The 22,959-nt window shown below is 49.3% G+C and carries 21 protein-coding genes and 1 tRNA gene; 13 read left to right on the top strand and 9 right to left on the bottom strand.

From position 1 onward, the window contains the following. The first annotated feature begins 44 nt into the window (after positions 1-44). From ACO0K2_RS01840 to ACO0K2_RS01830, 3 genes are all read left to right on the top strand, one after another. Positions 45-986, top strand: coding sequence for a LysR family transcriptional regulator (locus tag ACO0K2_RS01840; RefSeq protein ID WP_423015148.1), 942 nt, complete (start codon positions 45-47; stop codon positions 984-986). 195 nt (positions 987-1,181) lie between these two features. Next, complete coding sequence (locus ACO0K2_RS01835; protein WP_423015146.1) at positions 1,182-1,571, top strand: hypothetical protein; 390 nt, start codon at positions 1,182-1,184, stop codon at positions 1,569-1,571. Between the two features lie 239 nt (positions 1,572-1,810). Further along, a complete protein-coding gene (locus ACO0K2_RS01830) occupies positions 1,811-3,370 on the top strand; it encodes a glycoside hydrolase family 10 protein (RefSeq protein ID WP_423015144.1) in 1,560 nt (519 codons plus the stop codon). Positions 3,371-3,402: 32 nt separating this feature from the next. On the opposite strand, the gene ACO0K2_RS01825 is transcribed toward ACO0K2_RS01830, so the two are convergent. Further along, positions 3,403-5,199, bottom strand: coding sequence for an ABC transporter substrate-binding protein (locus ACO0K2_RS01825; protein WP_423015142.1), 1,797 nt, complete (start codon positions 5,197-5,199; stop codon positions 3,403-3,405). A gap of 120 nt (positions 5,200-5,319) precedes the next feature. After that, positions 5,320-6,624, bottom strand: coding sequence for an MFS transporter (locus ACO0K2_RS01820; RefSeq protein ID WP_423015140.1), 1,305 nt, complete (start codon positions 6,622-6,624; stop codon positions 5,320-5,322). Positions 6,625-6,895: 271 nt separating this feature from the next. On the opposite strand from ACO0K2_RS01820, the gene ACO0K2_RS01815 reads away from it, so the two are divergent. From ACO0K2_RS01815 to ACO0K2_RS01800, 4 genes are read left to right on the top strand one after another with little or no spacing between them, the layout of a single operon-like run. Then, positions 6,896-7,852, top strand: coding sequence for an N-acetylglucosamine kinase (locus ACO0K2_RS01815; RefSeq protein ID WP_423015138.1), 957 nt, complete (start codon positions 6,896-6,898; stop codon positions 7,850-7,852). Positions 7,853-7,890: 38 nt separating this feature from the next. Then, positions 7,891-8,697 carry an N-acetylmuramoyl-L-alanine amidase gene (locus ACO0K2_RS01810; protein ID WP_423015136.1) on the top strand — a complete coding sequence of 269 codons (807 nt, stop codon included), beginning with the start codon at positions 7,891-7,893 and terminating at the stop codon, positions 8,695-8,697. Between the two features lie 58 nt (positions 8,698-8,755). Beyond that, positions 8,756-8,977, top strand: coding sequence for a hypothetical protein (locus ACO0K2_RS01805; RefSeq protein ID WP_423015134.1), 222 nt, complete (start codon positions 8,756-8,758; stop codon positions 8,975-8,977). A 7-nt stretch (positions 8,978-8,984) separates the two neighbouring features. Next, entirely contained in the window at positions 8,985-9,179 is a 195-nt protein-coding gene (locus ACO0K2_RS01800; protein WP_423015132.1) for a hypothetical protein, read from the top strand. Between the two features lie 26 nt (positions 9,180-9,205). Here the strand turns inward: ACO0K2_RS01800 and ACO0K2_RS01795 are convergent, their stop codons facing one another. The 4 genes from ACO0K2_RS01795 to queG all read right to left on the bottom strand — a co-directional run bounded on the left by ACO0K2_RS01795 (position 9,206) and on the right by queG (position 13,925). Beyond that, the gene (locus tag ACO0K2_RS01795) at positions 9,206-10,069 is read right to left on the bottom strand and encodes an HDOD domain-containing protein (protein ID WP_423015130.1); all 864 of its coding nucleotides are present in this window, start codon (positions 10,067-10,069) and stop codon (positions 9,206-9,208) included. A 176-nt stretch (positions 10,070-10,245) separates the two neighbouring features. Continuing rightward, entirely contained in the window at positions 10,246-10,707 is a 462-nt protein-coding gene (locus tag ACO0K2_RS01790; RefSeq protein WP_423016131.1) for a CreA family protein, read from the bottom strand. 203 nt (positions 10,708-10,910) lie between these two features. Beyond that, positions 10,911-12,389, bottom strand: coding sequence for an APC family permease (locus tag ACO0K2_RS01785; RefSeq protein WP_423015128.1), 1,479 nt, complete (start codon positions 12,387-12,389; stop codon positions 10,911-10,913). A gap of 450 nt (positions 12,390-12,839) precedes the next feature. Further along, positions 12,840-13,925 (bottom strand): tRNA epoxyqueuosine(34) reductase QueG, encoded by a 1,086-nt coding sequence (gene queG / locus ACO0K2_RS01780; protein WP_423015126.1) that lies wholly within the window; start codon positions 13,923-13,925, stop codon positions 12,840-12,842. Between the two features lie 79 nt (positions 13,926-14,004). Here queG and tsaE point away from each other — a divergent pair, with 79 nt between their 5' ends. Both tsaE and ACO0K2_RS01770 read left to right on the top strand, forming a co-directional pair. Then, positions 14,005-14,490 (top strand): tRNA (adenosine(37)-N6)-threonylcarbamoyltransferase complex ATPase subunit type 1 TsaE, encoded by a 486-nt coding sequence (tsaE, locus tag ACO0K2_RS01775; RefSeq protein WP_423015124.1) that lies wholly within the window; start codon positions 14,005-14,007, stop codon positions 14,488-14,490. A 14-nt stretch (positions 14,491-14,504) separates the two neighbouring features. Then, complete coding sequence (locus tag ACO0K2_RS01770) at positions 14,505-15,926, top strand: N-acetylmuramoyl-L-alanine amidase (RefSeq protein WP_423015122.1); 1,422 nt, start codon at positions 14,505-14,507, stop codon at positions 15,924-15,926. Positions 15,927-15,996: 70 nt separating this feature from the next. Here ACO0K2_RS01770 and ACO0K2_RS01765 read toward each other — a convergent pair whose 3' ends face one another. Next, the gene (locus ACO0K2_RS01765; RefSeq protein WP_423015120.1) at positions 15,997-16,323 is read right to left on the bottom strand and encodes a hypothetical protein; all 327 of its coding nucleotides are present in this window, start codon (positions 16,321-16,323) and stop codon (positions 15,997-15,999) included. Between the two features lie 62 nt (positions 16,324-16,385). Further along, positions 16,386-17,033, bottom strand: coding sequence for a VTT domain-containing protein (locus ACO0K2_RS01760; protein WP_423015118.1), 648 nt, complete (start codon positions 17,031-17,033; stop codon positions 16,386-16,388). Positions 17,034-17,112: 79 nt separating this feature from the next. Here ACO0K2_RS01760 and mutL point away from each other — a divergent pair, with 79 nt between their 5' ends. The 4 genes from mutL (at position 17,113) to ACO0K2_RS01740 (ending at position 21,706) form a co-directional block, all read left to right on the top strand. Then, a complete protein-coding gene (gene mutL, locus ACO0K2_RS01755; RefSeq protein WP_423015116.1) occupies positions 17,113-19,047 on the top strand; it encodes a DNA mismatch repair endonuclease MutL in 1,935 nt (644 codons plus the stop codon). Between the two features lie 105 nt (positions 19,048-19,152). Beyond that, positions 19,153-20,094: a tRNA (adenosine(37)-N6)-dimethylallyltransferase MiaA gene (gene miaA, locus ACO0K2_RS01750; protein WP_423015114.1), complete on the top strand. Its 942-nt coding sequence runs from the start codon at positions 19,153-19,155 to the stop codon at positions 20,092-20,094. A 107-nt stretch (positions 20,095-20,201) separates the two neighbouring features. Further along, positions 20,202-20,278 (top strand) — tRNA-Met (locus ACO0K2_RS01745). A 165-nt stretch (positions 20,279-20,443) separates the two neighbouring features. Then, positions 20,444-21,706, top strand: coding sequence for a tyrosine-type recombinase/integrase (locus ACO0K2_RS01740; RefSeq protein WP_423015112.1), 1,263 nt, complete (start codon positions 20,444-20,446; stop codon positions 21,704-21,706). Positions 21,707-21,896: 190 nt separating this feature from the next. Here the strand turns inward: ACO0K2_RS01740 and ACO0K2_RS01735 are convergent, their stop codons facing one another. Beyond that, positions 21,897-22,706 carry a hypothetical protein gene (locus ACO0K2_RS01735; protein WP_423015110.1) on the bottom strand — a complete coding sequence of 270 codons (810 nt, stop codon included), beginning with the start codon at positions 22,704-22,706 and terminating at the stop codon, positions 21,897-21,899. Between the last annotated feature and the right edge of the window lie 253 nt (positions 22,707-22,959).

Genomic DNA, 22,959 nt, shown 5'->3' with positions numbered 1-22,959 from the left:
AAATTCGGTTGACAGATTGTCGCCAAATTATTGACAATGGACGCATGGATCAACTAAAAGCAATGGAAATCTTCGTGGAGGTGGCACGCCACCGCAGCTTTAGTGCGGCTGGAAAACAGCTGGGCATGAGTCGCGCGCTGGTGAGCAAGCTGATTCTGCAACTCGAAGCAGAACTCGGCACCCGCTTGCTTCACCGCTCCACACGTGAAGTGAGTCTGACAGAATCAGGTCATGCTTATCTCGCGCCATGTGCTGCAAGCGTCGAACAGGCTAAGCTAGGACGTCTCGCCATTACCCAATCAGTCAGCGAACTCGCCGGTGGTTTGCGGGTGCAGGCACCCACGAGCTTTGGTGCGGAATGGTTAGCGGACGCCATTGCCCGCTTTACCTTAGCGCATCCCAAGCTGCAGGTCAGCCTGCATGTCGACGATAACTTACTTGATCCATTTAAACACGGCTTTGATCTGAGCATTCGTGTGGGCGGCATCCCCGATAGCCTAGGCTTGCAAATGCGAACGCTGGCTCCGTGTCGGGGTCTGTTGTGCGCCAGTCCAGATTACCTTGCCCTCCATGGTGTTCCGCATCACCCGCTAGATCTGCAGCACCATCGCTGCCTGCATTTCAGTCATCTGACCCAAGGCGCGCATTGGCAGTTTTCACGAAATCATGCCGGCGAACGTGAACATGTTTCCGTCGATATCACCCCAAGTTTTAGCGCTAACAATGGCAAGGTCTTGCACCAAGCTGCCTTGCGGGGCGCTGGCATCGTCTATGACACCACGTTTCTCGCTTGGCGCGACGTGCTGGAGGGACGGTTAATCCCCGTGCTCACAGCATGGGATTTACCACTCAACCATCTGACCGCACTCTACCCTGCGACACGTCAAGTGACGCCCAAAATCCGCACCTTAATCGACTTTTTGGTTGCGGAATACCAGCCCATTCCTGCATGGGATCAAGCTTTACTTGACGCCCATTTCCTCTGACCCACATTCCTGGTCGCCTTTTCGTCAACGAAGTAAGTGTTGTTTGTAAGCATCTTGATACAAAGAAATAGATGCTCTTCGGCATAACTTGTACTTGATCACCGTTAACATATACTCAGTGACACAAACTCGTTTCTTTTACGAAAAACGGTGTGCTTGAGGCGCTCGTTCTGAACACTGATCACAAAGGTAAGTATGCTCGCGTTCTTAAAAGACTGGATCAAGCTCCTCACGATCACGTTCACGGATAAGCACTTTCTCACTTGGTTTATCCCATTGATGACCGTGGCGATTGTTGTCGTTGCTGTGATGTTTGAAATGATGGGATTCGACCGTACGTTCCAGATCGCTCACCTCTACACACAAAATTGCCGTAATTTGTCTGATAAAGAAGCCTTGGTCATGTTGCTGGTCATGTTCGTTGCTATTCTGACTGCCGTCATGACAGTCGGTGAAATGATCATTTTTGCCGATAATCGCCGTCGGGGTTATCCGATCCAGTATTTTGGTTTTGTATGCACAATTTGTACCGCCATCATTTCATGGGCCGTCACTTTCACGTTAGCGAAAGAATGGTGTCACTAGCCATCACGTGAATAAACAGGGTACTTGAGCGCCAAATCCCCTACCAGAATCATGGGGATACCCCGCGGTGTAAAGAAAGGCTGGTTTGATAAACTGGAATGCAGTAGCATCTCAAGTCTTTGTCATTGAGCCAACCGCGACGCATGTTTTTGTTTTCCGCTCTTCGTTCTTCCCCCGACCATCTCGGGCCCTTTACGCCCTTTGGCGTCCGTTTTTGGCGTCGATTCTCACAATGGTGCATGGCGTTACTGCTCTGTACGCTGTGCGCGTGTAGTACGAATAAAGTCAAAAAAGACGCGCCAACGACATCTTCATTGCCGCCAGCAACCGCGCCCGTATCTGTCATTGTCGCGAACGCCCCCCTGCCTGATCAGGTTCCGGGTGCTGAAACACCCCCTACGCCACGCGAATTCCGCGCAGTCTGGGTTTCAACCGTGGCGAATATTGATTGGCCGAGTCGCCGCGATCTCAGTAGCGATAAGCAAAAAGCAGAGATTATCGCGATCCTCGATCAAGCAGTCGCCCTCAAGTTGAATGCCATCATCTTGCAGGTGCGCCCCGCAGCGGATGCTATTTACCCTTCCGCGATTGAGCCATGGTCTGAATTTTTGACCGGAGAACAAGGTCGCCCACCGATGCCGTATTACGATCCATTACAGTTCTGGATCGAGCAAGCCCATGCGCGTGGCTTGGAGTTGCATGCATGGTTCAACCCCTACCGCGCCAGAACGGCGGTGTCTAAAAGCAATGCGGCCAGAAATCACGTCAGCAAAACGATCCCCGAAGTAGTCAAACAATATGGAGATTTATCGTGGATGGATCCCGGTGAACCCGCCGCGCTACAACAAACGATCGCCGTAATTGGCGATGTATTACGTCGCTATGATGTCGATGGTATCCATATCGATGACTATTTCTACCCTTATCCCATTAAAGCCGCAAACGGTAGTGAAGTCGATTTTCCAGACGAAATCTCTTGGCAAAAATATCTCATGAGCGGTGGCACACTGAGCCGTACGGACTGGCGACGAAGCAATGTCAATCACCTAGTTGAAGCGGTCAACACACTTGTTCATCAAGAAAAAAGCTGGGTAAAGTTTGGCATCAGCCCTTTTGGTATTGGTCGCTTAGACAAAGTACCTGCAGGTATCACCGGCTTTAGCCAGTATGACAAACTCTACGCCGATGTCGAACTGTGGCTTGCGAATGGTTGGCTAGATTACTTGTCACCGCAACTCTATTGGCCCATCAATCAGGCACCGCAAGCGTTTAAAGTGCTTGATGCCTACTGGCAATCGCAAAATCCGCAGCAGCGTCATATCTGGCCTGGTTTATATACCAGCCGTATTGATCACACCGAACACTCTTGGACTGCGGACGAAATTCTGAACCAGGTCGACGCCCTACGCGGGCAAGGCAGTGATGGGCATGTCCATTTCAGTCTGATCGCTTTAAAGCAAAACCGTAAAAATATCAGTCAGCGTCTAGCATCAGAAAAATATACATCGCCCGCATTGGTACCGGCCTCGCCTTGGCTAGAAAATACCAACATTGCACCACCTCAGTTGACGCTATCAGAGGTTAAAAGAAACATCAGTGTTCGGTTAGCCGATCCAGAAAATACCCGTTGGTTAGCGATCTGGAAGCGGACAGATCAACAATGGCTCTTTTCCGTTCAGCCCGCATCGCAGCTCACCATTGATGTCAAGAACGGCGCGCCTGCTGCTGTACGTCAGATCACCGTCATGGCGATCAGTCGATCAGGGCAGGAAAGCCTCAAAGCAAACGCCATGATGTAACACCACCGGCTGCATGTGCTCGTCATGCAGCCTTATTTTTTATGGTTTTGCTGCGCGTCTGGCGCAATATCCAGATAACGCCAATTGGTAAAGTTTACTGGATGACGTAAATAATTCTGCAGCCATGGTTGGGTTACATCTGCTGACAATGGATGAGTGCGTAAAACCCATGGATTATAAGCAGCAACCAATAACGCCATTTGTTGGTACAGACGCCGACGCTCTGGAGAATCCGCTATTTTCTGCGACTGTTCATACAATTGATTAAATGCTGGCAAATCAAAACGGGCGTAGTTCGCTCGGCCAACATTACCGCCATACAGCAATTGGTAAAAATTCTCGCCATCCGGAAAATCCGCAATCCAATCTGCTTCGGTCATTTGAACTTTACCCAACCGCGCGGCATGAATAATTTCGGAGTGTTTATCGGCCTTAAATTGAATCCGGATGCCGAGGGTATCCATGGTTTTACGCCAGACTTCGTCACGTAAACGCCCGGATGCATTCGCTTCGGTGTGCATCAGTAATTGCAACGGTTGGCCATCCGGTAATTGACGATAATGATCCGCACCACGTCGATAACCGAAATGATCTAGTAAGGCGTTCGCAAGCTGAATATCGTATTGCACTGGACTCACAAATTGTGCGTCATAACCCAGTACGCTGGGCGGTAACGGTGTCTGCGCTTGGATCGCTAAGCCCTTTTCCATCAGACTAATATCTTCTTTGCTGTTATACGCCAAAGCGATTGCGCGTCGTAAAGCAATTTTTTCTGGTGTATATCCCCCAATGACGGGGTCCTGCATATTCATCCACATGTAATACGTTTGCAATGTCGGAAACATCGTCAGCTGAATACCTTGCTGCTGCAAAGCAGGTTTGAGTTTGCCGTCTTTCAATACCATTTCCGCTAAGGGTGCAGGTACTTGTTCCAACACATCAAATTCGCGATTCAAGAACCCCAATACCCGCGCCTGCTGTTCCTCTACAATACTGATCTCGACTTTATCAACGAGCGGCAAGCGTTTCCCTTGGAGACGCGCGGCAATGGCTTTCACGACGGGGTCTTGTCCCGCATCGCCCTCAAAGGGCGTCGATCGGTAGTCGGGGTTTTTACTCAATTCAATCTGAAAGCTCCGCTGCCATTGGCTCAAAAAAAATGGTCCTGTACCAACGGGATGATTACCCGCCTGACTACCATAGGCTTGCATCACTTCTTTAGCAACAGCACCCGTTGCTGTTGTCGCGAGAATAAACAAAAAGTTGGTATCGGGGGCATTAAGTTTAATTTGCAGCGTGTACTTATCAAGCGCCTTGATGCCAGCGATCGGGGTATTGATATCCACTTGCTTGCCAGCAGGTAGTTTATCTGCACGTAATTTCTCATCACCTTGCAATTTGCCTTCAAACATGAACAACCATGGTGATTTCAACACCGGGTCATACAGGCGCTTAATCGCATAAACATAATCGTCAGCCACCAATTCACGTGGTTTGCCATGGAACGCCGCATCGGGAGTAAATAAAATACCGTGCTGTAAATGCATGACGTAGGTTTTTCCACCATCACTGATGGTGGGCATGGCGGAAAGCGTATTCGGCTTTAATTTCAAGGGACGGGCGAGATAATCATACGTTAGCATCGGCTCGAAAATATTTTCATTGATACTCACCGTGGTGATATCTGAGGCGACCGCTGGATCCATCACGCTCTCTTGCTTGGTCAGTAATACGTGCAGTGTTTTGACCGGTGCGGTAATGCCTGTCATCACAACCGACATCAACCCAAATGCAGCAAGAGCTTGCTTGCAAAAAAAACGTACATTCATTTATTTATTTATCCTCATTGAAGACACCTATTATCATGTCTCCGTCATGTCTATGGACAGGTGTCCCACCGTTGGGCATTGAAGCCGACTTCGGTCGTCTGGTGCGCGGTCCGTCACCAACTATTCATCTTGTTTTCTGCCAAACGCCGGATCAATGTTGATCATCGCCGCGACAATAAAAGTAGGAACAGCAGACAAACAAATCCACACAAAAAAGTGCGCATAGCCAAGGGTTGCTTGTAATGCACCACTAAACATCCCTGGCAGCATCATGCTCAGCGCCATAAATCCAGTGCAGATCGCATAATGCGCGGTCTTGTGCTCGCCTTCGGCCAACATAATCATATAGAGAATATAAGCCGCAAACCCAAAACCATACCCCATTTGTTCGATCGCGACGGCCGCACCGACCAACAGGACCTGTTGCGGCTGCACAAAAGCGAGATAGACGTACACCACATGCGGCACATTAATCGCCAACGCCATGGGCCACAAACAAGCCTTAAGTCCAAACCGAGCAATCGCAGCACCACCCAATAAACCACCCGCAGTGAGTGCCAACATCCCGACGCTACCGTAAATAATGCCCACTGCTTGGGTGGACAAACCGAGCCCGCCTTTGAGCACATCATCCAACAAAAAAGGCGGCGCCATTTTAACGAGCTGTGCCTCACCAAAACGATAAAAAAGTAGAAAAGAAATGCTCAGTAACAAATTTTTCTTTTTGAAAAAATCACGAAACACCGCCAAAAACTCTTGTACGCTGGCTGCGGGAGCATCTTGTCGACGGTCTTGTGCTGGGAACGGCAGTACACGATAGTGATACCAAGCAAGGCTCAAAAAAAGCAGACTAAGTCCCGCAAATACCGCACACCAGCCGAGATCAACACGCCCCGTCAGATCTTTCAGCATCCCTGCAACAAATACCAATACCCCCTGCCCGGTCAGCATCGCAATACGATAAAACATGCTGCGAACACCAGCATAAGCTGCTTGCTGATGCTGCTCTAATGCCAGCATATAAAAGCCATCCACACTGATATCATGCGTTGCCGCGCTGAAGGCCAGTAGCCAAAACATCAGTAAAGTCCATTGAAAAAATCCACTCAATGGAATGACGAGTACGATCAAACCAAATAAGGCGCCAATCAGCAACTCCATGCTGACAATCCAGAGTCGCCGCGTTTTAAGCAGATCAACAATCGGTGACCACAAAGGTTTGATCACGAAAGGCAAGTAGAGCCAGCTTGTATATAAAGCAATATCCGCATTCGAAATACCACTGTTTTTGTACATGATTACCGAGAGGGTCATGACAACAACATACGGAATTCCCTGACCAAAATAAAGCGAAGGAACCCAGCGCCATGCTCGATGAGAAGAGGATTGAACAGCAGCGTCGGACGGGGGTAAGGTGGTGCTCATCGTTTTTATTTTTTGTTCTCAGAGTGATTCAAGGGGACGATACGATCGTGTTTTCCGTCACTTTTCGTATCAAACTAGCATTGAGGTACATCATCAACACGATTGTATTTTCCGCTACATGTACGGACAGCATGCACATTCATACATACGGCAGGCAATAAGCGACCTATAATAAACGGAATTACACGCGATATTCATGGCGTTGGCTGTTTTACACTTATTTTTTTCAACCCTCAAGTAAAAAGACAAAAGTTAGTCTTTGCTCACTCGCATGCCCCCGATCCACCACCACACACCCGTGCCACCTTCTACCCCCTACACACCGCCGATATTGGGTCTTGGCATCGATACGGGCGGCACACAGACCCGCTGGGCACTCGCGGGGATTGATGAGGAAATCATTGCCAGCGGCACCGCAGAGGGACTGACCGCCTTGCATTTCAATACCTCAGAAGGTAAGCAAGTATTTAAGCGGGTCTTTTCTGCCCTCGCCGCGACCGCAGGCACCCACGGTATTTTGCAATCCGTCAGAGCGGGCATCACAGGGTTTGGGGAAAATACAGAACATCTTCAAAGCACGCTGGCAAAAATTTTTAAGTTACCCGACGAGCAGATTTGTGTCGGGAATGATGTTGAAATCGCCTACCACGATACATTCCGACCCGGTGCTGGATACCTGATTTATGCGGGCACAGGATCCATCGCTGTTTATATCGACGAACAAGGACAGTTTCATCGCGCCGGGGGACGAGGCTATTTACTCGATGATGGTGGTAGCGGCTTTTGGATCGCTCGTGAGGCTTTACGCCATATTTGGCGGCTCGAGGACGAATATCCTGAGCAATGGCGCACGTCGTTTTTGGCGCGGACAATTTTTCAAGCGATCGGTAGCGCCGACTGGAACCAATCCCGCGAATTCATTTATCAGCGCAGCCGAGGTGACATTGGCAAGCTCGCACTCGCTGTTGCCCAAGCGGCAGATAAAGACCTCGTAGCACTGGATATTCTCAAACGTGCTGGGGAAGAATTGGCGCGACTTGGCTTGGCGATGTGTAAGCGATTTGGTGATAAACCGATTGCCATGAGCGGTCGCGTGCAAGAATTGCATCCAGTGATCACGGAATCCTTACGGGCCAATTTACCGCCCGAGATCAGCTTCAGACAAAAGCCCTGTCAGGCCCATTTTTCTGCCGCTCGCCTCGCAGCAAGACAATTGAAAACGCTATAAATATCTCCATTACACATTCAACGATGACAATATTCTCTATGAAAAAACGCTTTGCTATTGGATTTTTCGGATTAATGATCGGATTGCTGAGCGGCTGTGCAACGACACCTCCCCGCGCTGACATCGATCGTAGTGTGGTGGCAAAAGGTCAGGAAGACCGGGTGCAATTTATCATCCTGCATTACACAGCCATTGATCAGCCGACCTCATTACGTGTGCTCAGCACCCAAGACGTCAGCGCTCACTATCTGGTGGGCAATGAAAACCCCATCAAAGTCTGGCAATTAGTGGACGAAAGCCGCATGGCCTATCACGCTGGCTACAGTGACTGGCGCGACTTTAGTCGTCTGAATGCCAGTTCGATTGGCATTGAAATTGTGAACCTCGGCTACAAAGAGACGCCAGACGGCAGGGTTTATTTCCCGTTTCCACAAGCCCAAATTGACCGCGTTATTGCACTGGTCAAAGACATCGCAACCCGTTACCACATCCGCCCTCAATACATTTTGGCGCACTCGGATATCGCACCGCAACGTAAGCCAGACCCGGGCCCACTTTTTCCATGGAAACAACTGGCGGATGCAGGTTTGATTTACTGGCCAGACGCAAGTGCTGTCGCCGAGCTGCAACCGACGTATGAGCAGCAGTTACCTGACGTGAAGTGGTTCCAGCAAAAACTGGCAAAAATCGGCTATAAAATTCCGCAACTCGGCGTCATGGATGAGCCAACAAAGAATGTGATTGCCGCATTTCAGATGAAGTACCGACCAGAGAAATTCGATGGAGTTCCAGATGCGCAGACCGCTGCGATGATTGATGTATTGCTGAGCAAAATGACACCGTAATATGCCTTCATGTGCCGACACGAGTAGTCATGTCACTGCTCAGTGATCGATATTGAATGTGGGGCGTATCACTTTATCCGGCCCCATTGCGTTCTATCCTACGTCTCTCACCGTTTATCTCATTGTCCTCGAATTACCTTTCAGTGCACGCTACAGTGACACCATCAACCCAACATTGAAAGGAAATCGTATGAAACTCTACGCAAACATGGATGCCGTCGTTATTGCGACAATCGCCCTCGTCATGCTGAGCAATCTCATCCATATCATCGTCAAATAAAATCATCATGCTGACTTTATTTATCTGGCTTTTTTTGTTTATTTTTTGCTGGCCACTGGCACTGATCGCAATCGTACTCTACCCACTGGTATGGGTTCTTACATTGCCGTTTCGGTTGCTCGGTATTGCGGTGGAAGGCGTCTTTGAGCTCTTGCGGGCGGTTGTCATGTTGCCCGCGAGAGTACTCAATCGCTTATTTTGATGTGTCCCAGTCGATGCGGGAAGTGATCAGTGCACAGAGTTGAAAAGATCGTGCAGCTCTTCAAATCGGTCTTCTAATTCATCGTTGGGAAGACCCAGAAAATCGCAAGCAAGTGCGCCGCCTTTTTCCCACTCTGCGAGCGTTTCTTCACCGTGATATTTGTGGATGCTGTATTCAGCGACAAGCGCCAGCGCAATCAACGCGCGTATGGTTTCTGGAGTAGTACTGTCCTGCAACGCATCATAATCGTGATGCAACAAAATCGCTGTCGATACTTCTTCAGGCAGGCCCCAAGTACGCGCCATTAATGCACCAATCGAGGTGTGACTGGTACTGTGTCTTTCCTGCTCTACCGCGGTGAATTTCTTTTCGAACTCTTGACTGGCGAAATCAAGCGTTTCTTGGTATCCCTCAAAACGTTCCATCAAAATGGGGATGCCGATATCACAAAAAAGACCAAAGGTATGCGCCAGATCCGGTGAACACACACGCATATGACTTGCCAAATGCGCCATCGCCTGCGCACGCTTAGAAGAAAAGTCCCAGAATTTCACCAGTGACATATTCTCTACTTTGACCGACTGACGGGCAATGATCCCCGTCATTAATAAGCCACTCTGCCGCAATCCCAATAAATGCACCGCATGCTCCACCGAACTGGCTTTCAGACGCAAACCAAAAAACGATGAATTGGTGAGCTTCATCAGCGAAGCAGACAAAGCAACATCGTTCGCAATGGTCGCTGCGAGGCGCTTTGGATCGGGTTCTTTACACGCCAACTCCGCCTGCACGTCAATGAGCATGCTGGGGCGTGGCGGTATCCGGATGGTTTTGATCAGTGCATCAACCGATTGATCAGACGCAACGGCAGGAGAACTCGAGGGTGTCATGTTAAAAAAATATAAAGGTCATTGCGAGCAAAACGCATTTTAACGCATCCATTGCCTCACAGAAATTCTTTCCTGTGCACAAATATCGTCTTTTTATGACGAAATCGGCACAGTCGTTCTATTTAGACTGTGCCAACGCGCAAATAGTGGCATTACATCATCAGGATAGCACTATTTTATTTAACTGGAATGACCGTCCCATGATCTACCGCAACCGCTGTCACGCTGTTTTTGGGGGAGCCGTCGACCAGTTTTTCGGAGTAAGTCAAATAAATCAATGCATTGCGCTTTTGATCCACCATCCGAACGATGCGTAACTTTTTGAACAAGATGGACAAACTTTGATTGAAGACCTCTTCTTCTTGCTTGAGTGGTCCTGTAAAGCTAATGGGGCCAACCTGTCTGCATGCAATTGATGCCTCAGACTTATCTTCTGCCAACCCCAAACCACCGGCAATCCCGCCCGTTTTGGCGCGAGACACATAACAGGTAATGCCATTCACCTTGGGATCGTCGTAAGCTTCGACGACGATTTTATGGTCGGGGCCGATGAGTTTAAATGCCGTATCAACGCTACCGATTCCTTCTGCCCGCGCACCGACGGCACTCATGGCGACGGCGAGCATGGCAAATGTCATGGCGCTGCGTTTGAGTTGACGTGTATTCACTGCTTGTATTGCCTTGATTATGTTCATTGCTTTCACCATTTTTGGGTCAATTCCAACGAGGGATTACTCATCGATCACTGACGACACAAGCTGAAAAACACCGCAGCAAGAGCGCCCTTTGCCCTACGTTCAGGGCATGCAATCACAGGGCGCGGCGCTTCCGATGTTGTCGCTTATTGATTCGCCGACTTATTCAGGCGGGAATGACGCTTGCTGTAAATAAAATACAACGCGATCGCTAATGTCATCCACGCAAAGAATACCTTGAATGTGGTGTCAGAAAGGTCTTTTAAAATATACAAGCAAGCAAAAATACTCAGCCCAGGAATCAAATAGGGACCAAACGGTACACGGAACCCTTCCATGCCTTGACCAATGCCTTTGTGACGGATCACCGGAATTGCCGACGACACCACGATAAAGGCCACCAATGTTCCCATACTGACCATATCCCACAGGAACGTAGAATCGACCAAACCAGCAACAATCGCGACGGCGACACAAACGATCACTGTATTGACGACCGGTGCACGGGTGCGCGGGTTGACGACTTGGAAGGACGAAGGAATCAAGCCATCTTTACTGATCGCATACAAAATGCGGCTTTGGCCATAGATTGTCACCAGCGTCACGCTAAATACAGAGATGACTGCACCTGCCGATAAAATCAGCGCTGGCCAGGATTTCCCTGTAACGTTCTGCAGAATCACCGCCAAGCCTGCTTCTTGCCCTTGGAACATCGACGCAGGTTGGGCACCAACAGCCGCGACCGCGACCAGCATATAGAACACCGTCACAACAATCAGTGCCGCCATAATCCCCAGCGGCACGTTGCGTTTAGGGTCTTTCACCTCGGCACCCGCCGTTGCAACGGTATCTAAGCCAATAAATGAGAAAAACACGGTGCCAGCGGCAGACGTAACGCCCGCCATACCCGCCATGCCTTTGCTGTTATCGGTATTAAAGAAAGGCGTGAAATGCTCAATGTTAAATCCAGAAAACGCAATGACAGCAAAAAAGATCAAAATAACCAATTTGATCATCACCATAATGGCATTAACGGTCGCCGATTCTTTTGCCCCGCGCAGCAGTAAGAAGCAGCAAATACAGACCAAGACAATCGGTGGCAAGTTGAATTGTCCTGGATGGAATTCGACGCCGTTCGGACCTGAAACAATCATGGGTGAACGTAGCATTTCAGGAATTTTCCAACCAATAGCGTTCTGCAAAAAGTTATTCAAATAATCCGACCAGCCGATCGCCGTGGCACTTGCCGCTAATCCATACTCAAGGAGCAAACACGCTGCCACTACAAAAGCAGCAAATTCGCCCACGGTGGCATACGCAAATGAATACGAGGAGCCTGAAGCGGGAATCCGTGCTGCCAATTCCGAGTAACACAAGGCCGTCAGCCCCGCGGTCAGCGCTGCGATTAAAAAGGACAAAATGACCGAAGGTCCGGCTTTGGGTACTGCTTCGACCATGGTAAAGAAAATGCCGGTGCCGATCGTGGCTCCCACGCCGATCATCGTCAAAGAAAAAATGCCTAACGACCGGTGCAAGCTATTTTGCTGTTGCTCGTCAGAAAGAATATCATGCGCTTCGACCGCCTTTGTGCGGGTCAACTGCTTTAAAAATGATGGTTGTCTCAAAATCTATCCTTGTTTTTATGTTCAGTCTTACCTGCGCATTGCTCATTAATACGATTAGTACGGTTTAATACGATTTAATACGATTGCTAAAAGTGACCTCCGCGCATAGCACTCGGCGATCAACAGAGCCGATGCTGATGACCGGCAATCATCCATCAAAACGCCTCTGTGCTTCTAGTGCAGTACTATGAATGAGATCAGAGCGCAGAATATACGTAACAATGTCATCGCACCGACAAAAATTCAGTCCGGCGTCACGCCAATGCAATGCTTCCCAGCGGGTCGTATTTCATTTGTGTGACACAAAAACGCCATCATAGCGGTAAACATCGGCAGGATCATTAACGGCACGTGATTTTTACATTGTTCGACGACAGATCTGCGACAGCACGCGCCATCAAGGGTGTCACTCAGGATCGACTTTTGCTGATGTAACAATACATTTGCTTATTACACAACACGCTGCCCATGTTGCTCTAACGCCCACTGAATGTGTTCACGCACCATCGCCGAGGGATGGTCAAGCCTGCTCGTCAATGCCGCAACAATATCTGGATCTCCGGGCATCTGAGACGCCGCGTTTCCCAAGCCAACTGCGATATTTCGGAGCCAACGTTCGTGACCTATCCGGCGGATCGGGCTACCTTCCATGATGCGCAGAAACTGCTCTTCAGTCCAAAGCAATAAATGCACCATGCGAGCATGGTCGAGCCCGTGGCGTACCTCGAAATCATCCACAACGGCGCTTTGTGCAAACTTATTCCATGGGCAAAACAACTGGCAATCGTCACATCCATAGACTCGGTTGCCGATTAATGGGCGTAATTCGACCGGAATACTGCCATGCAACTCAATCGTGAGATAGGACACGCAACGACGTGCATCGACCTGAAATGGTGCAACAATCGCCTGTGTCGGGCAGACGTCCATGCAGGATTGGCATTGACCGCAGTGTTGCCCAACTGGCTCGTCGACTGGTAATGGAAGATCAACGAGAATTTCGCCTAGAAAAAACATCGAACCTGCTTCGCGGCTCAGTAACAGACTGTGCTTACCACGCCAACCGAGACCCGCTTTTTCTGCAAGCGCCACCTCCATCACGGGTGCTGAATCGGTGAAGACCCGATACCCAAATGGACCAATCTGTGCAGCAATTTTGTCGGCTAATTGCTGCAAGCGTGAGCGTAGGACCTTGTGATAATCCCGCCCCCTCGCATACAGAGAAATAACGGCGGTATCGGGCGCATGATTTTTCTCAGCGTCTCGCCACGATGCGGATGAAGGTAAATAATTCATCCGCGCAGAAATCACCCGTACTGTGCCAGGGACCAATTCATCAGGCCGACTGCGTTTTGTTCCATGTGCGGCCATATAAGCCATCTCACCATGAAACCCGGCATCCAGCCATGCCTGCAAGCCACTTTCTGCGTGGCGCAGATCGACATCCGCAATGCGTATTTCTGCGAAGCCATATTCTTTGCCCCATACTTTAATTTGAGCTGACAAGGCAGCCAATGCTTGTTCGTCGAGACTCACGCACGTCCCCTAGGACCATACACAAGGGCGAGGCAATATGCTATGTTTAGCGCATTCATAAATAGAAACTAGGCTGGAAATGTCCCATTATAAAACGACCCTGCACGACGAGGCGGCTACGCAGGCATTAGGTAAATGTTTAGCACACGCCCTGAGCCCCGGAATGACGCTGTATTTGCATGGCGACTTGGGAGCAGGCAAAACCTCGCTCACGCGCGCGTTGATTCATGCTGCAGGTCACGTTGGTACCGTCAAAAGTCCTACTTACACATTAGCAGAACCTTACGCCGTCCAGATTCAAGGTCAACCAACCACCATTATGCATTTTGACCTCTACCGCATGGTCAGTGCAGAAGAATTTCTGGAGGCAGGTTTCAGAGAAGAATTCAATGATCACACGGTTTGCATCATTGAATGGCCGGAAAAAGCAGAAGGTCTTCTTCCGGAACCGGACTTACATGTATTTTTACGCGTCAAAGGCGACGGGCGTGAGGTAGAATTACAAGCGTTGTCTGCCAAAGGTATCGCATGTCTCGCATCACTCCAATTTGTTCCGAATCTGTAACGTCAGAATCTGTTATGGACGCCACGCCCACCAACACGGTGTCCGTGGCAAAAAAGCGCCGCACCTTCTTGAAAGCGGGCGGCACATTACTTCTGTCAGTCCTTGTTCCCCAAACTGCCCATGCCGCCAAAATCTTGGCGGTACGCGTCTGGCCTGCTGATGACTACACCCGTGTCACGCTAGAAAATGACAGTGAACTGGTCACTAATTATTTCACCGTCAAAAATCCTGAGCGCTTGGTCGTTGATATCGAAGGCCTTGAGCTCAATCCGACCTTAAAAGAGCTGGTCGCAAAAATTCAAGCGAATGACCCGTACATCAAACAAGTACGCGTAGGACAAAATAAGCCTAACGTCGTCCGCTTGGTGTTTGATCTGAAAGAAGAAGTCAATCCACAGGTCTTTACGCTGCAACCCGTTGGCAATTACAAGCATCGCTTGGTGTTTGATTTGTATCCCGCTACGGCACCTGATCCCATCATGGCGATGATAGAAAAAGGCGACTGGCAAAATGACGGCAAGCAGGCCCAGATTGCGCCGACGACGCCGACGATATCGACACCAACAGTACCCAATTCATCGACGCCGCCGACTGCAATAGCAAAAAATGACGCCAAAACCGAGCAAAAGGGCGATCAAAAAACGGAACAAAAAATAGATTCAAAGGTCGAGCAAAAAATCGATGCAAAACAAGCGTCTTCTGCGCCAGAAAAGAGCACTGGCAATGGTCGAATGATCACGATTGCGATTGACCCAGGCCACGGCGGTGAAGATCCTGGAGCAACGGGGCGCGGCGGGAACCATGAAAAAGACGTTGTGTTGTCGATCGCCAAACGTCTGAAAGCAAAAATAGAACAGCAGCCCAATATGCGGGTCATGCTGACCCGTGATGCGGACTTTTTTGTGCCATTGAATGTCCGTGTACAAAAAGCCCGCGCGGTACAGGCGGATTTGTTTATGTCTGTGCATGCTGATGCGTTTGTGAATGCGTCAGCGCAAGGGTCATCGGTATTTGTGCTCTCAGACAAAGGCGCCAGCTCTGCCGCAGCACGGTGGCTCGCTGATAATGAAAACGCGGCGGATTTAATCGGCGGCGTCAACATTAAAACGCATGATAAACAGCTCGCCAGCGTGCTTCTGGATCTCTCCACCACGGCACAAATCAACGATAGTTTAAAGCTGGGTAAAGTTGTGCTGTCAGAAATCAGCGGCATCAACAAGCTGCATAAAGGATCGGTAGAACAAGCGGGCTTTGCCGTCTTGAAAGCGCCGGATATCCCAAGCATTTTGATCGAAACCGCGTTTATTTCTAATCCGGAAGAAGAAGCCAAGCTGACGGATGAGGCGTACCAAGATCAGATGGCGGAAGCTGTGATGAAGGGGATTAAAAAGTACTTCTCGCGTAATCCGCCGTTAGCAAAAAGTCGTTTTACTTAAACGGCGACCTCAACCACATCACAAACCACGCCACAAACAACAAAGCCCGACACGATGCCGGGCTTTGTTTTTATTCAATCGTCGCATCAGAATCACACGCAACACCAGCAGAGATCCATCGACGAACGCGCCGTCCAAACCATCCTTGCCAGCGTTGTGGCAGCCAATCCAAAAAGGCTGCAGGCTGAAGCAGCATTCCACATCGATACAGACTTTGCGACGGATCCCACATTAAGGCACGACAACTGCCCTTACGCTGCCACAAAAAGACCCGTGCCACCGGACAGGGTTCAGCAGCACAACACACGCCACACCCGTTACATGACTGCCCGATCTCGGGCTTACGAGGCGCTTGCTGCGCTAACCAGACCACCGTGGAGGATGTTGTCTCTTTCAAACCGCACCTCTATTGACGCCCTACTCATGCCAGCGGACACGCAAGAGTCCGTTTTTACATGCTTATCGCTTGCGACGGAACCCGCTGATCAACTTCCACACCGCACCCAAGATCACCGGAATAATTGCCACACCAACGCCGAATAAAACGATGGTATTGAGATGATCACGGATAAATGGAATGTTACCAAAGAAATAACCGCTCAGTACCAGCGAAAAAATCCACAATAAGGCGCCCAGAACATTAAAGGTCTGGAAAGTCTTATGCGTCATTTCTGAAATCCCAGCGACAAACGGCGCAAACGTTCTCACGATCGGAATAAAACGTGCCAACACCACCGTTTTACCACCGTGTTTTTCATAAAATTCATGGGTCTTCATTAAAGCGTTCTTGTCTAGCCAGCCGTAATTTTTCTCAAGAATTTTATGGCCGATCAAACTGCCTATCCAGTAATTGGCCGTGTTCCCAAGCACAGAAGCCAAAATAAAGAGCGTAATCACTATCACGACATTCAATGAACCTGTTGCACTGAATGCGCCTGCGATGAACAACAATGAATCACCCGGCAAAAACGGAAAAATAACAAACGCCGTTTCGCAAAAAATAATGGCAAATAAAACAAAATAGGCCAACGTCCCGTATTGCTTGATTACCTCATCCAGCATTTTGTCGACATGCAAGATCATGTCAAATAGTTGCATTAAATCCATTATTATCCTAGTCAATGAAGCCGTCGCAATCATACACTATGCGGTATTACGCGCAAGCACAGACGGGTATAATCGGGGAATGACTACGAATTCTCCTGCTTATCGGCCGATTCAGGCCCTCCCCGACCACCTTATTTCCCAGATTGCCGCTGGCGAAGTGGTCGAACGTCCCTCCGCCGTCGTAAAGGAAGTACTCGAAAACGCGCTCGATGCAGGTGCAACGAGTATCACAATCCGGCTGGAAGAAGGTGGAGTGAAGCGTATTGCGATCTGCGACAATGGTCGCGGCATTCCTCCAGAGCAACTTCCGCTGGCCGTCGCACGACATGCCACGTCAAAGATTTCATCCCTCACGGAATTAGAAAACGTCGCTACCCTTGGTTTCCGTGGAGAAGCATTGGCGTCGATTGCCTCCGTCTCCTTGCTAACGCTCACCACACGGACCGCCGATGCACCGCACGCGTGGCAAATTGAAGCTGGTAAAATTTCACCCGCCTCTGGGGCGGTTGGCACCACGGTTGATGTGCAGGATTTGTATTACAACACCCCAGCACGTCGTAAATTTTTAAAATCGGAACAAACCGAGTTTGGACATTGCGCCGAAGTTGTTCGCCGCATCGCCCTCGCCCGCCCCGATGTCTCGTTCTCGCTCACTCACAATGGCAAAGCCGTCGATCATTGGAATGTCAGCGCCATCGACAAACGGAGCGCACAAATTCTGGGCGATGCGTTTTCTAGTGCGCGCCTTCCCTTAGACGAAAGTGCTGGACCGCTGCGTATTCACGGGTTCGTCGGTTTGCCTACCGCCTCACGTGGTCGCGCCGATGCGCAGTTCTTTTATGTGAATGGTCGCTTCGTCAGAGATAAGTTACTCACCCATGCTGTACGGGCCGCCTATCAAGACGTACTGCACGGCGACCGTTATCCGTCCTACGTCCTAGCGCTTGACCTTGACCCGGCATTGGTCGATGTCAATGTACATCCGTCTAAAATTGAAGTTCGCTTCCGCGACAGCCGCGCCGTCCATCAATTTGTTTTTCATGCAGTAAGCCGTGCCTTGGCGCAGACCTCTGCCACGGCCTTTGGTACCGTACCTGCTCCCGCCACCGCAGCGTCTGCAACAGCGGTCTTATCAGGCAAGACGCCATGGATTGCGGGCGAACAAACGACCTTTGCCAGTCAGTTCAATACGCCATCCCCGTACACCAACGGAAGCCAATCAGGCTACAGCGGTACGCAGAATTACAATCAATTTGGACGCCGCACCGAGCAAGGCGTGGCCCAGAGTCTGCAAAGTTATGGCGCGTTTTTCAGCAATAGCAATAGCAGTCACAACGGCAATGAGAATGACAGTGGCAGCGTTACGCCACAGGATCAGTCGCCTTTCAGCACTCTCTCATCAGCCAGTGCATCGCGTTTACCCGATGACGATCATCCACTCGGTTTTGCCCTTGCACAGCTCCATGGCGTATATGTGTTAGCACAAAATAGCAAAGGCTTGGTGCTGGTGGATATGCATGCCGCCCACGAGCGCATTCTGTATGAGCAACTCAAAAATGCGCTCGATGAAAACGCCATGCCTGTGCAACCGATGTTAATTCCCGTCACGTTTTACGCCGATGCCATCGAAGTCGGTACCGTCGAAGAACATCAAGATACCCTAAAGACACTCGGCTTTGATATGGCGGCCATCTCGCCCACCACGCTGGCTGTGCGCGCCGTTCCCGCCTTACTCAAAAATGCAGATGCCCAATCGCTTGCCCGCGACGTTTTGCGTGAAGTGCGAGAATTTGGTGGCTCTCGGGTGTTAATTGACCGTCGCAATGAATTACTCGGTACGCTCGCCTGCCATACCGCCGTGCGCGCTAATCGCAGTCTGACGGTACCAGAAATGAATGCCTTGCTCCGCCAAATGGAACAGACCGAACGCGCCGATCAATGCAATCATGGTCGTCCGACCTGGGTACAGTTAGGCATGAACGATCTCGATAAAATGTTTATGCGTGGCCAATAACGCAGCGCAACGTATCAAAAACAGTGCACTCTAATCGTCAACCCTTACGCAAAAATCACCTGTTCCAACAACCAGTGTGATCGTGTCATACAGAAAGTCTGCAGCATGAACAAGGCCAACGTTATCGCTATCATGGGCCCCACGGCATCGGGTAAGACCGCTGCCGCCTTAGAAATCGCCCGGCATATCCCCGCCGAGATTATCTCCGTGGATTCCGCCCTCGTTTATCGGGAGATGGATATCGGCACAGCCAAACCTAGCGCAGAAGAACTCGCCAGCGCGCCACACCATCTCATCGACATTATCGATCCCGCGGAATCCTATAGCGTGGCGCAGTTTCGCAAAGATACAGAACGTTTAGTCAACGAGATCCAAGCGCGTGGCAAACTACCCATTCTTGTTGGGGGCACAATGATGTACTTCAACGCCTTGAAACAAGGATTGGACGACCTTCCAGGTGCCGATCCAGCCATCCGCGCAGAGCTTGATGCCGAAGCGGAACGTATCGGCGTTCCAGGCCTCCACGCGCGACTCGCAGAGATCGATCCAGAAACCGCTGCTCGGTTGAAGCCCAACGATAGCCAGCGCATACAACGCGCTTTAGAAATCTACGCCATCTCAGGCGAAACCATGTCCACGCTATTTGCCCGCCAAACCAAAGCGGGTCCTGCGTTCGATATGCTGTCCGTGTCACTAGAGCCCGCAGACCGTAGCGTCTTACATCAACGCATCGCTTTACGTTTTGATTTGATGTTAGACAATGGCTTTATTGACGAAGTCGCCGCCCTCAAACAGCGTCCCGATCTGCATGCCAACCTCCCTTCGATCCGCTGTGTTGGCTACCGCCAAGCTTGGGACTACCTCGACCAACTATGCGATTACGAAGAGATGCGCGAACGCGGCATCATCGCCACCCGCCAACTCGCCAAGCGCCAGCTCACGTGGCTGCGCTCCATGCCCGAACGCGTGGTGATCGATTGCCTCAGCCCCAATCCCCCACAACAAATCCTGCAATTAGCGAAAGAACGTCTCAATCTACCCCAATAATCGACAAATTCCCCTTGTCTTTTTAGAAAATCCCCGACGTTTCCTGCAAAAAATCCAGGCACAGGCTTGACACCCACCCCACAAGCTGCCATAATCTCAGGCTTCTTGGTGATATAGCTCAGTTGGTTAGAGCACAGCACTCATAATGCTGGGGTCGGTGGTTCAAGTCCACCTATCACCACCAGATTCGCGTTCTGACTAGTTCAGTAACGTACAAAAAACCCGCTTCTAGCTTAGGCTACAGCGGGTTTTTTGTTCGCCTAAGGTTTTTATTGTTCGTTGACATCCGGTTTTTTTAGGGGCAAGCTTGGGGGCAGTATCATGCCCCCAACGAAAGGATGCCCCCAAGATGCCTAAAAAAGCCACGCCATTGACTGACATACAGGTCAAAAGTGCCAAACCAAAAGAGAAGGCATACAAGTTGGCAGATGGCGGAGGTATGTATCTAGAAGTCATGCCGACAGGTACAAAACATTGGCGGATGAAGTTCAATCAAGCAAGCGGCAAAGAAAGTCGCTTATCTTTCGGTCAATATCCAGAGATTTCGTTATTAAAAGCACGTGAAAAGCGACAAGAAGCTCGCGCCATGACCTCAGAAGGGATCGACCCCGCGCAAGCAAAACGAATTGCGAAATTTAAAAGTACAACAGCCAGCGCAAACACATTTGAAGCGATTGCGCGGGCGTGGCACACCAATAAACTGAACTCTTGGCAAGCTAGAACTGCAGCAAATGTCTTACACCGCCTCGAAAAAGACGTTTTCCCGTTAATAGGGAGATACCCTATTGCAGAGATAAAAGCGCCAATCATGTTGGATGTGTTGCGACAAATAGAAAGACGCGGAGCTTTTGACATGGCTAAGCGTCAGGGGCAAGTGTGTGGACAGATTTTCCGATTTGCTATCGCTGAAGGCAAAGCGGAAATAGACCCAGTCCCTAGTCTACGTGGCGCTCTCAAAGCTACTGCCAAGGGTCATCATGCTGCCATTACACCAGACGAATTGCCCGACTTCATCCGCGCCTTTGAAACGATTGAAGGCAAGATGTACGCGCCGACCAGAATCATGTTCCGCTTGATGATGCTAACTTTCGTACGCACCAGCGAACTGACCACAACGGAATGGACAGAAATTGATCTTGATAATGAAAGCTGGGTCATACCTTGGCAACGTATGAAAATGGGTAAAAAGAAACTCAATCCACGCAAAGTAGATCATCATGTTTTCTTACCCCGCCAAGGCTGGGAGATGTTAAGAGAGCTAAAACAGCACACTGGCAATAACAAATATCTTTTTCCGAACTTGCGCGATCATGAAAAGCCAGCGACTAACTTTGGAATTTTGGCAGCGGTCAAGCGCATGGGCTATAGCGGTAAGATGACCGGACACGGGTTTAGGTCGCTCGCCATGGGCGTGATTAAAGAGCGTCTAGGCTACCGCCACGAAGTCGTTGATCGTCAACTATCACATGCATCTGGAGATGCCTACGGAGAAGCCTACGACCGCGCTCTATTCCTTGATGAGCGCAAAGTAATGATGCAGCAATATGCTGATTATTTATACGCAGCTACAAGTGGAAACGTAATCTTAGGAAAGTTTGGCAAGTGGGCTTAAACCACCATAGTTCCACCATAAATTTTTGTTTGCGAGCAAGGACAACTGAGATCATCTAACGTCTCACAATATTAGCCTCTCATATAACGCCACTATCTAGCCATTTTCTCTCACAAGTTACTTCGATAAATATATCGGAAAATACACCAATACCGAATCTTAAAAATACTTACCATTTAGTTCTTTATTGCTAATCACTGCATGAACTGATCAGTGCATCATATTGATCCAAGAACATATCATCCAGAAGTCTAGCTTTGTGTAGCAAATCAGCTAAATCTCTATAATATTGAAGTCGAAATTTAATCGATGTTTTATCAACTCCTATAACATGAGCTTTCTTTGCAAACATAAGAAGCGATTTTAAGTGTCCTGCAAGTGATGTTGCCAACATCGGAAAATAGTTCTGCTCTTCGTCAACAACTTGATATAAACAGAAATTGTTTTCAGTCAAAATTTTATTTGCTTTTGCGATCCACTGCGCAAGAGTGCCAGTTTTCGCAATTTCAATCTTGCATACATACTCATGAATCGAATCTTCGTTAGGAACTTTAGCCCATTGAAATATAAATCCCTCATTACTAGATGTGATCTCTAAGTCGTATACCTGATTTGACTTTAAGCAGCTAGCCAAACCGGCTCTGATTACTTCACCGGATATTTCTCGCTCTGCCCATTCAAAGATCATGCCGTGGAGTTCTTTAAACTCAGAGGCTACTTCATCCCTCGTCTTTTGCTTTTCAACATCTTCCCTTTGCGCCAGCACTTGTCCGTATAAAAAGTAAATTGTCGCAAGCGAGATAAATGGTGAAAGTATCCCGCCAAAACCAGCCAACATAGTAAAGAACTCCGCCCATATCGCATGGGGATCTTTCTTGTTAGGCAATATATCAATGGGTGTAGTAATTGGATGATATCCAAATGTTAAAACATAAAAACTTAGAAATATTAAAAGTAAGCCAAATGCACCGGCGACAGCCCAAGATAAAACTTTCTTCACGAATTCACCAATCTACAGGGAAGCATTAAATAGCTATTAAACGAGAAATAGTTAATCGAATATACACTGGACTGTTTTGTGCGGCAATTGATTTATTGTCATCTAAGTTGATCAAGTTGTGAGATGCAGAATTAACCGGAATAGAACTTACGCATCAAGGTCAGTTGCGCGTTGGAGGGAGTGTCAATGGTCGATGCTTTGGCGCGCCTTCTCGAAAAGCAGTTTCCACGCTAGATTCTGGCATTAGAGACGA

The sequence above is a fragment of the Undibacterium sp. MH2W genome (assembly GCF_049340215.1).
Classification (GTDB): domain Bacteria; phylum Pseudomonadota; class Gammaproteobacteria; order Burkholderiales; family Burkholderiaceae_D; genus Undibacterium.
This window is presented reverse-complemented; position numbering and strand designations above follow the sequence as displayed.

What these genes read in the sequence shown, in the direction of transcription:
- ACO0K2_RS01840 (WP_423015148.1), top strand. Translation starts at nt 45, where the DNA reads ATGGATCAACTAAAAGCAATGGAAATCTTCGTGGAGGTGGCACGCCAC.
- ACO0K2_RS01835 (WP_423015146.1), top strand. Translation starts at nt 1,182, where the DNA reads ATGCTCGCGTTCTTAAAAGACTGGATCAAGCTCCTCACGATCACGTTC.
- ACO0K2_RS01830 (WP_423015144.1), top strand. Translation starts at nt 1,811, where the DNA reads ATGGCGTTACTGCTCTGTACGCTGTGCGCGTGTAGTACGAATAAAGTC.
- ACO0K2_RS01825 (WP_423015142.1), bottom strand. Translation starts at nt 5,199, where the DNA reads ATGAATGTACGTTTTTTTTGCAAGCAAGCTCTTGCTGCATTTGGGTTG.
- ACO0K2_RS01820 (WP_423015140.1), bottom strand. Translation starts at nt 6,624, where the DNA reads ATGAGCACCACCTTACCCCCGTCCGACGCTGCTGTTCAATCCTCTTCT.
- ACO0K2_RS01815 (WP_423015138.1), top strand. Translation starts at nt 6,896, where the DNA reads ATGCCCCCGATCCACCACCACACACCCGTGCCACCTTCTACCCCCTAC.
- ACO0K2_RS01810 (WP_423015136.1), top strand. Translation starts at nt 7,891, where the DNA reads ATGAAAAAACGCTTTGCTATTGGATTTTTCGGATTAATGATCGGATTG.
- ACO0K2_RS01800 (WP_423015132.1), top strand. Translation starts at nt 8,985, where the DNA reads ATGCTGACTTTATTTATCTGGCTTTTTTTGTTTATTTTTTGCTGGCCA.
- ACO0K2_RS01795 (WP_423015130.1), bottom strand. Translation starts at nt 10,069, where the DNA reads ATGACACCCTCGAGTTCTCCTGCCGTTGCGTCTGATCAATCGGTTGAT.
- ACO0K2_RS01790 (WP_423016131.1), bottom strand. Translation starts at nt 10,707, where the DNA reads ATGACATTTGCCATGCTCGCCGTCGCCATGAGTGCCGTCGGTGCGCGG.
- tsaE (WP_423015124.1), top strand. Translation starts at nt 14,005, where the DNA reads ATGTCCCATTATAAAACGACCCTGCACGACGAGGCGGCTACGCAGGCA.
- ACO0K2_RS01770 (WP_423015122.1), top strand. Translation starts at nt 14,505, where the DNA reads ATGGACGCCACGCCCACCAACACGGTGTCCGTGGCAAAAAAGCGCCGC.
- ACO0K2_RS01760 (WP_423015118.1), bottom strand. Translation starts at nt 17,033, where the DNA reads ATGGATTTAATGCAACTATTTGACATGATCTTGCATGTCGACAAAATG.
- mutL (WP_423015116.1), top strand. Translation starts at nt 17,113, where the DNA reads ATGACTACGAATTCTCCTGCTTATCGGCCGATTCAGGCCCTCCCCGAC.
- miaA (WP_423015114.1), top strand. Translation starts at nt 19,153, where the DNA reads ATGAACAAGGCCAACGTTATCGCTATCATGGGCCCCACGGCATCGGGT.
- ACO0K2_RS01740 (WP_423015112.1), top strand. Translation starts at nt 20,444, where the DNA reads ATGCCTAAAAAAGCCACGCCATTGACTGACATACAGGTCAAAAGTGCC.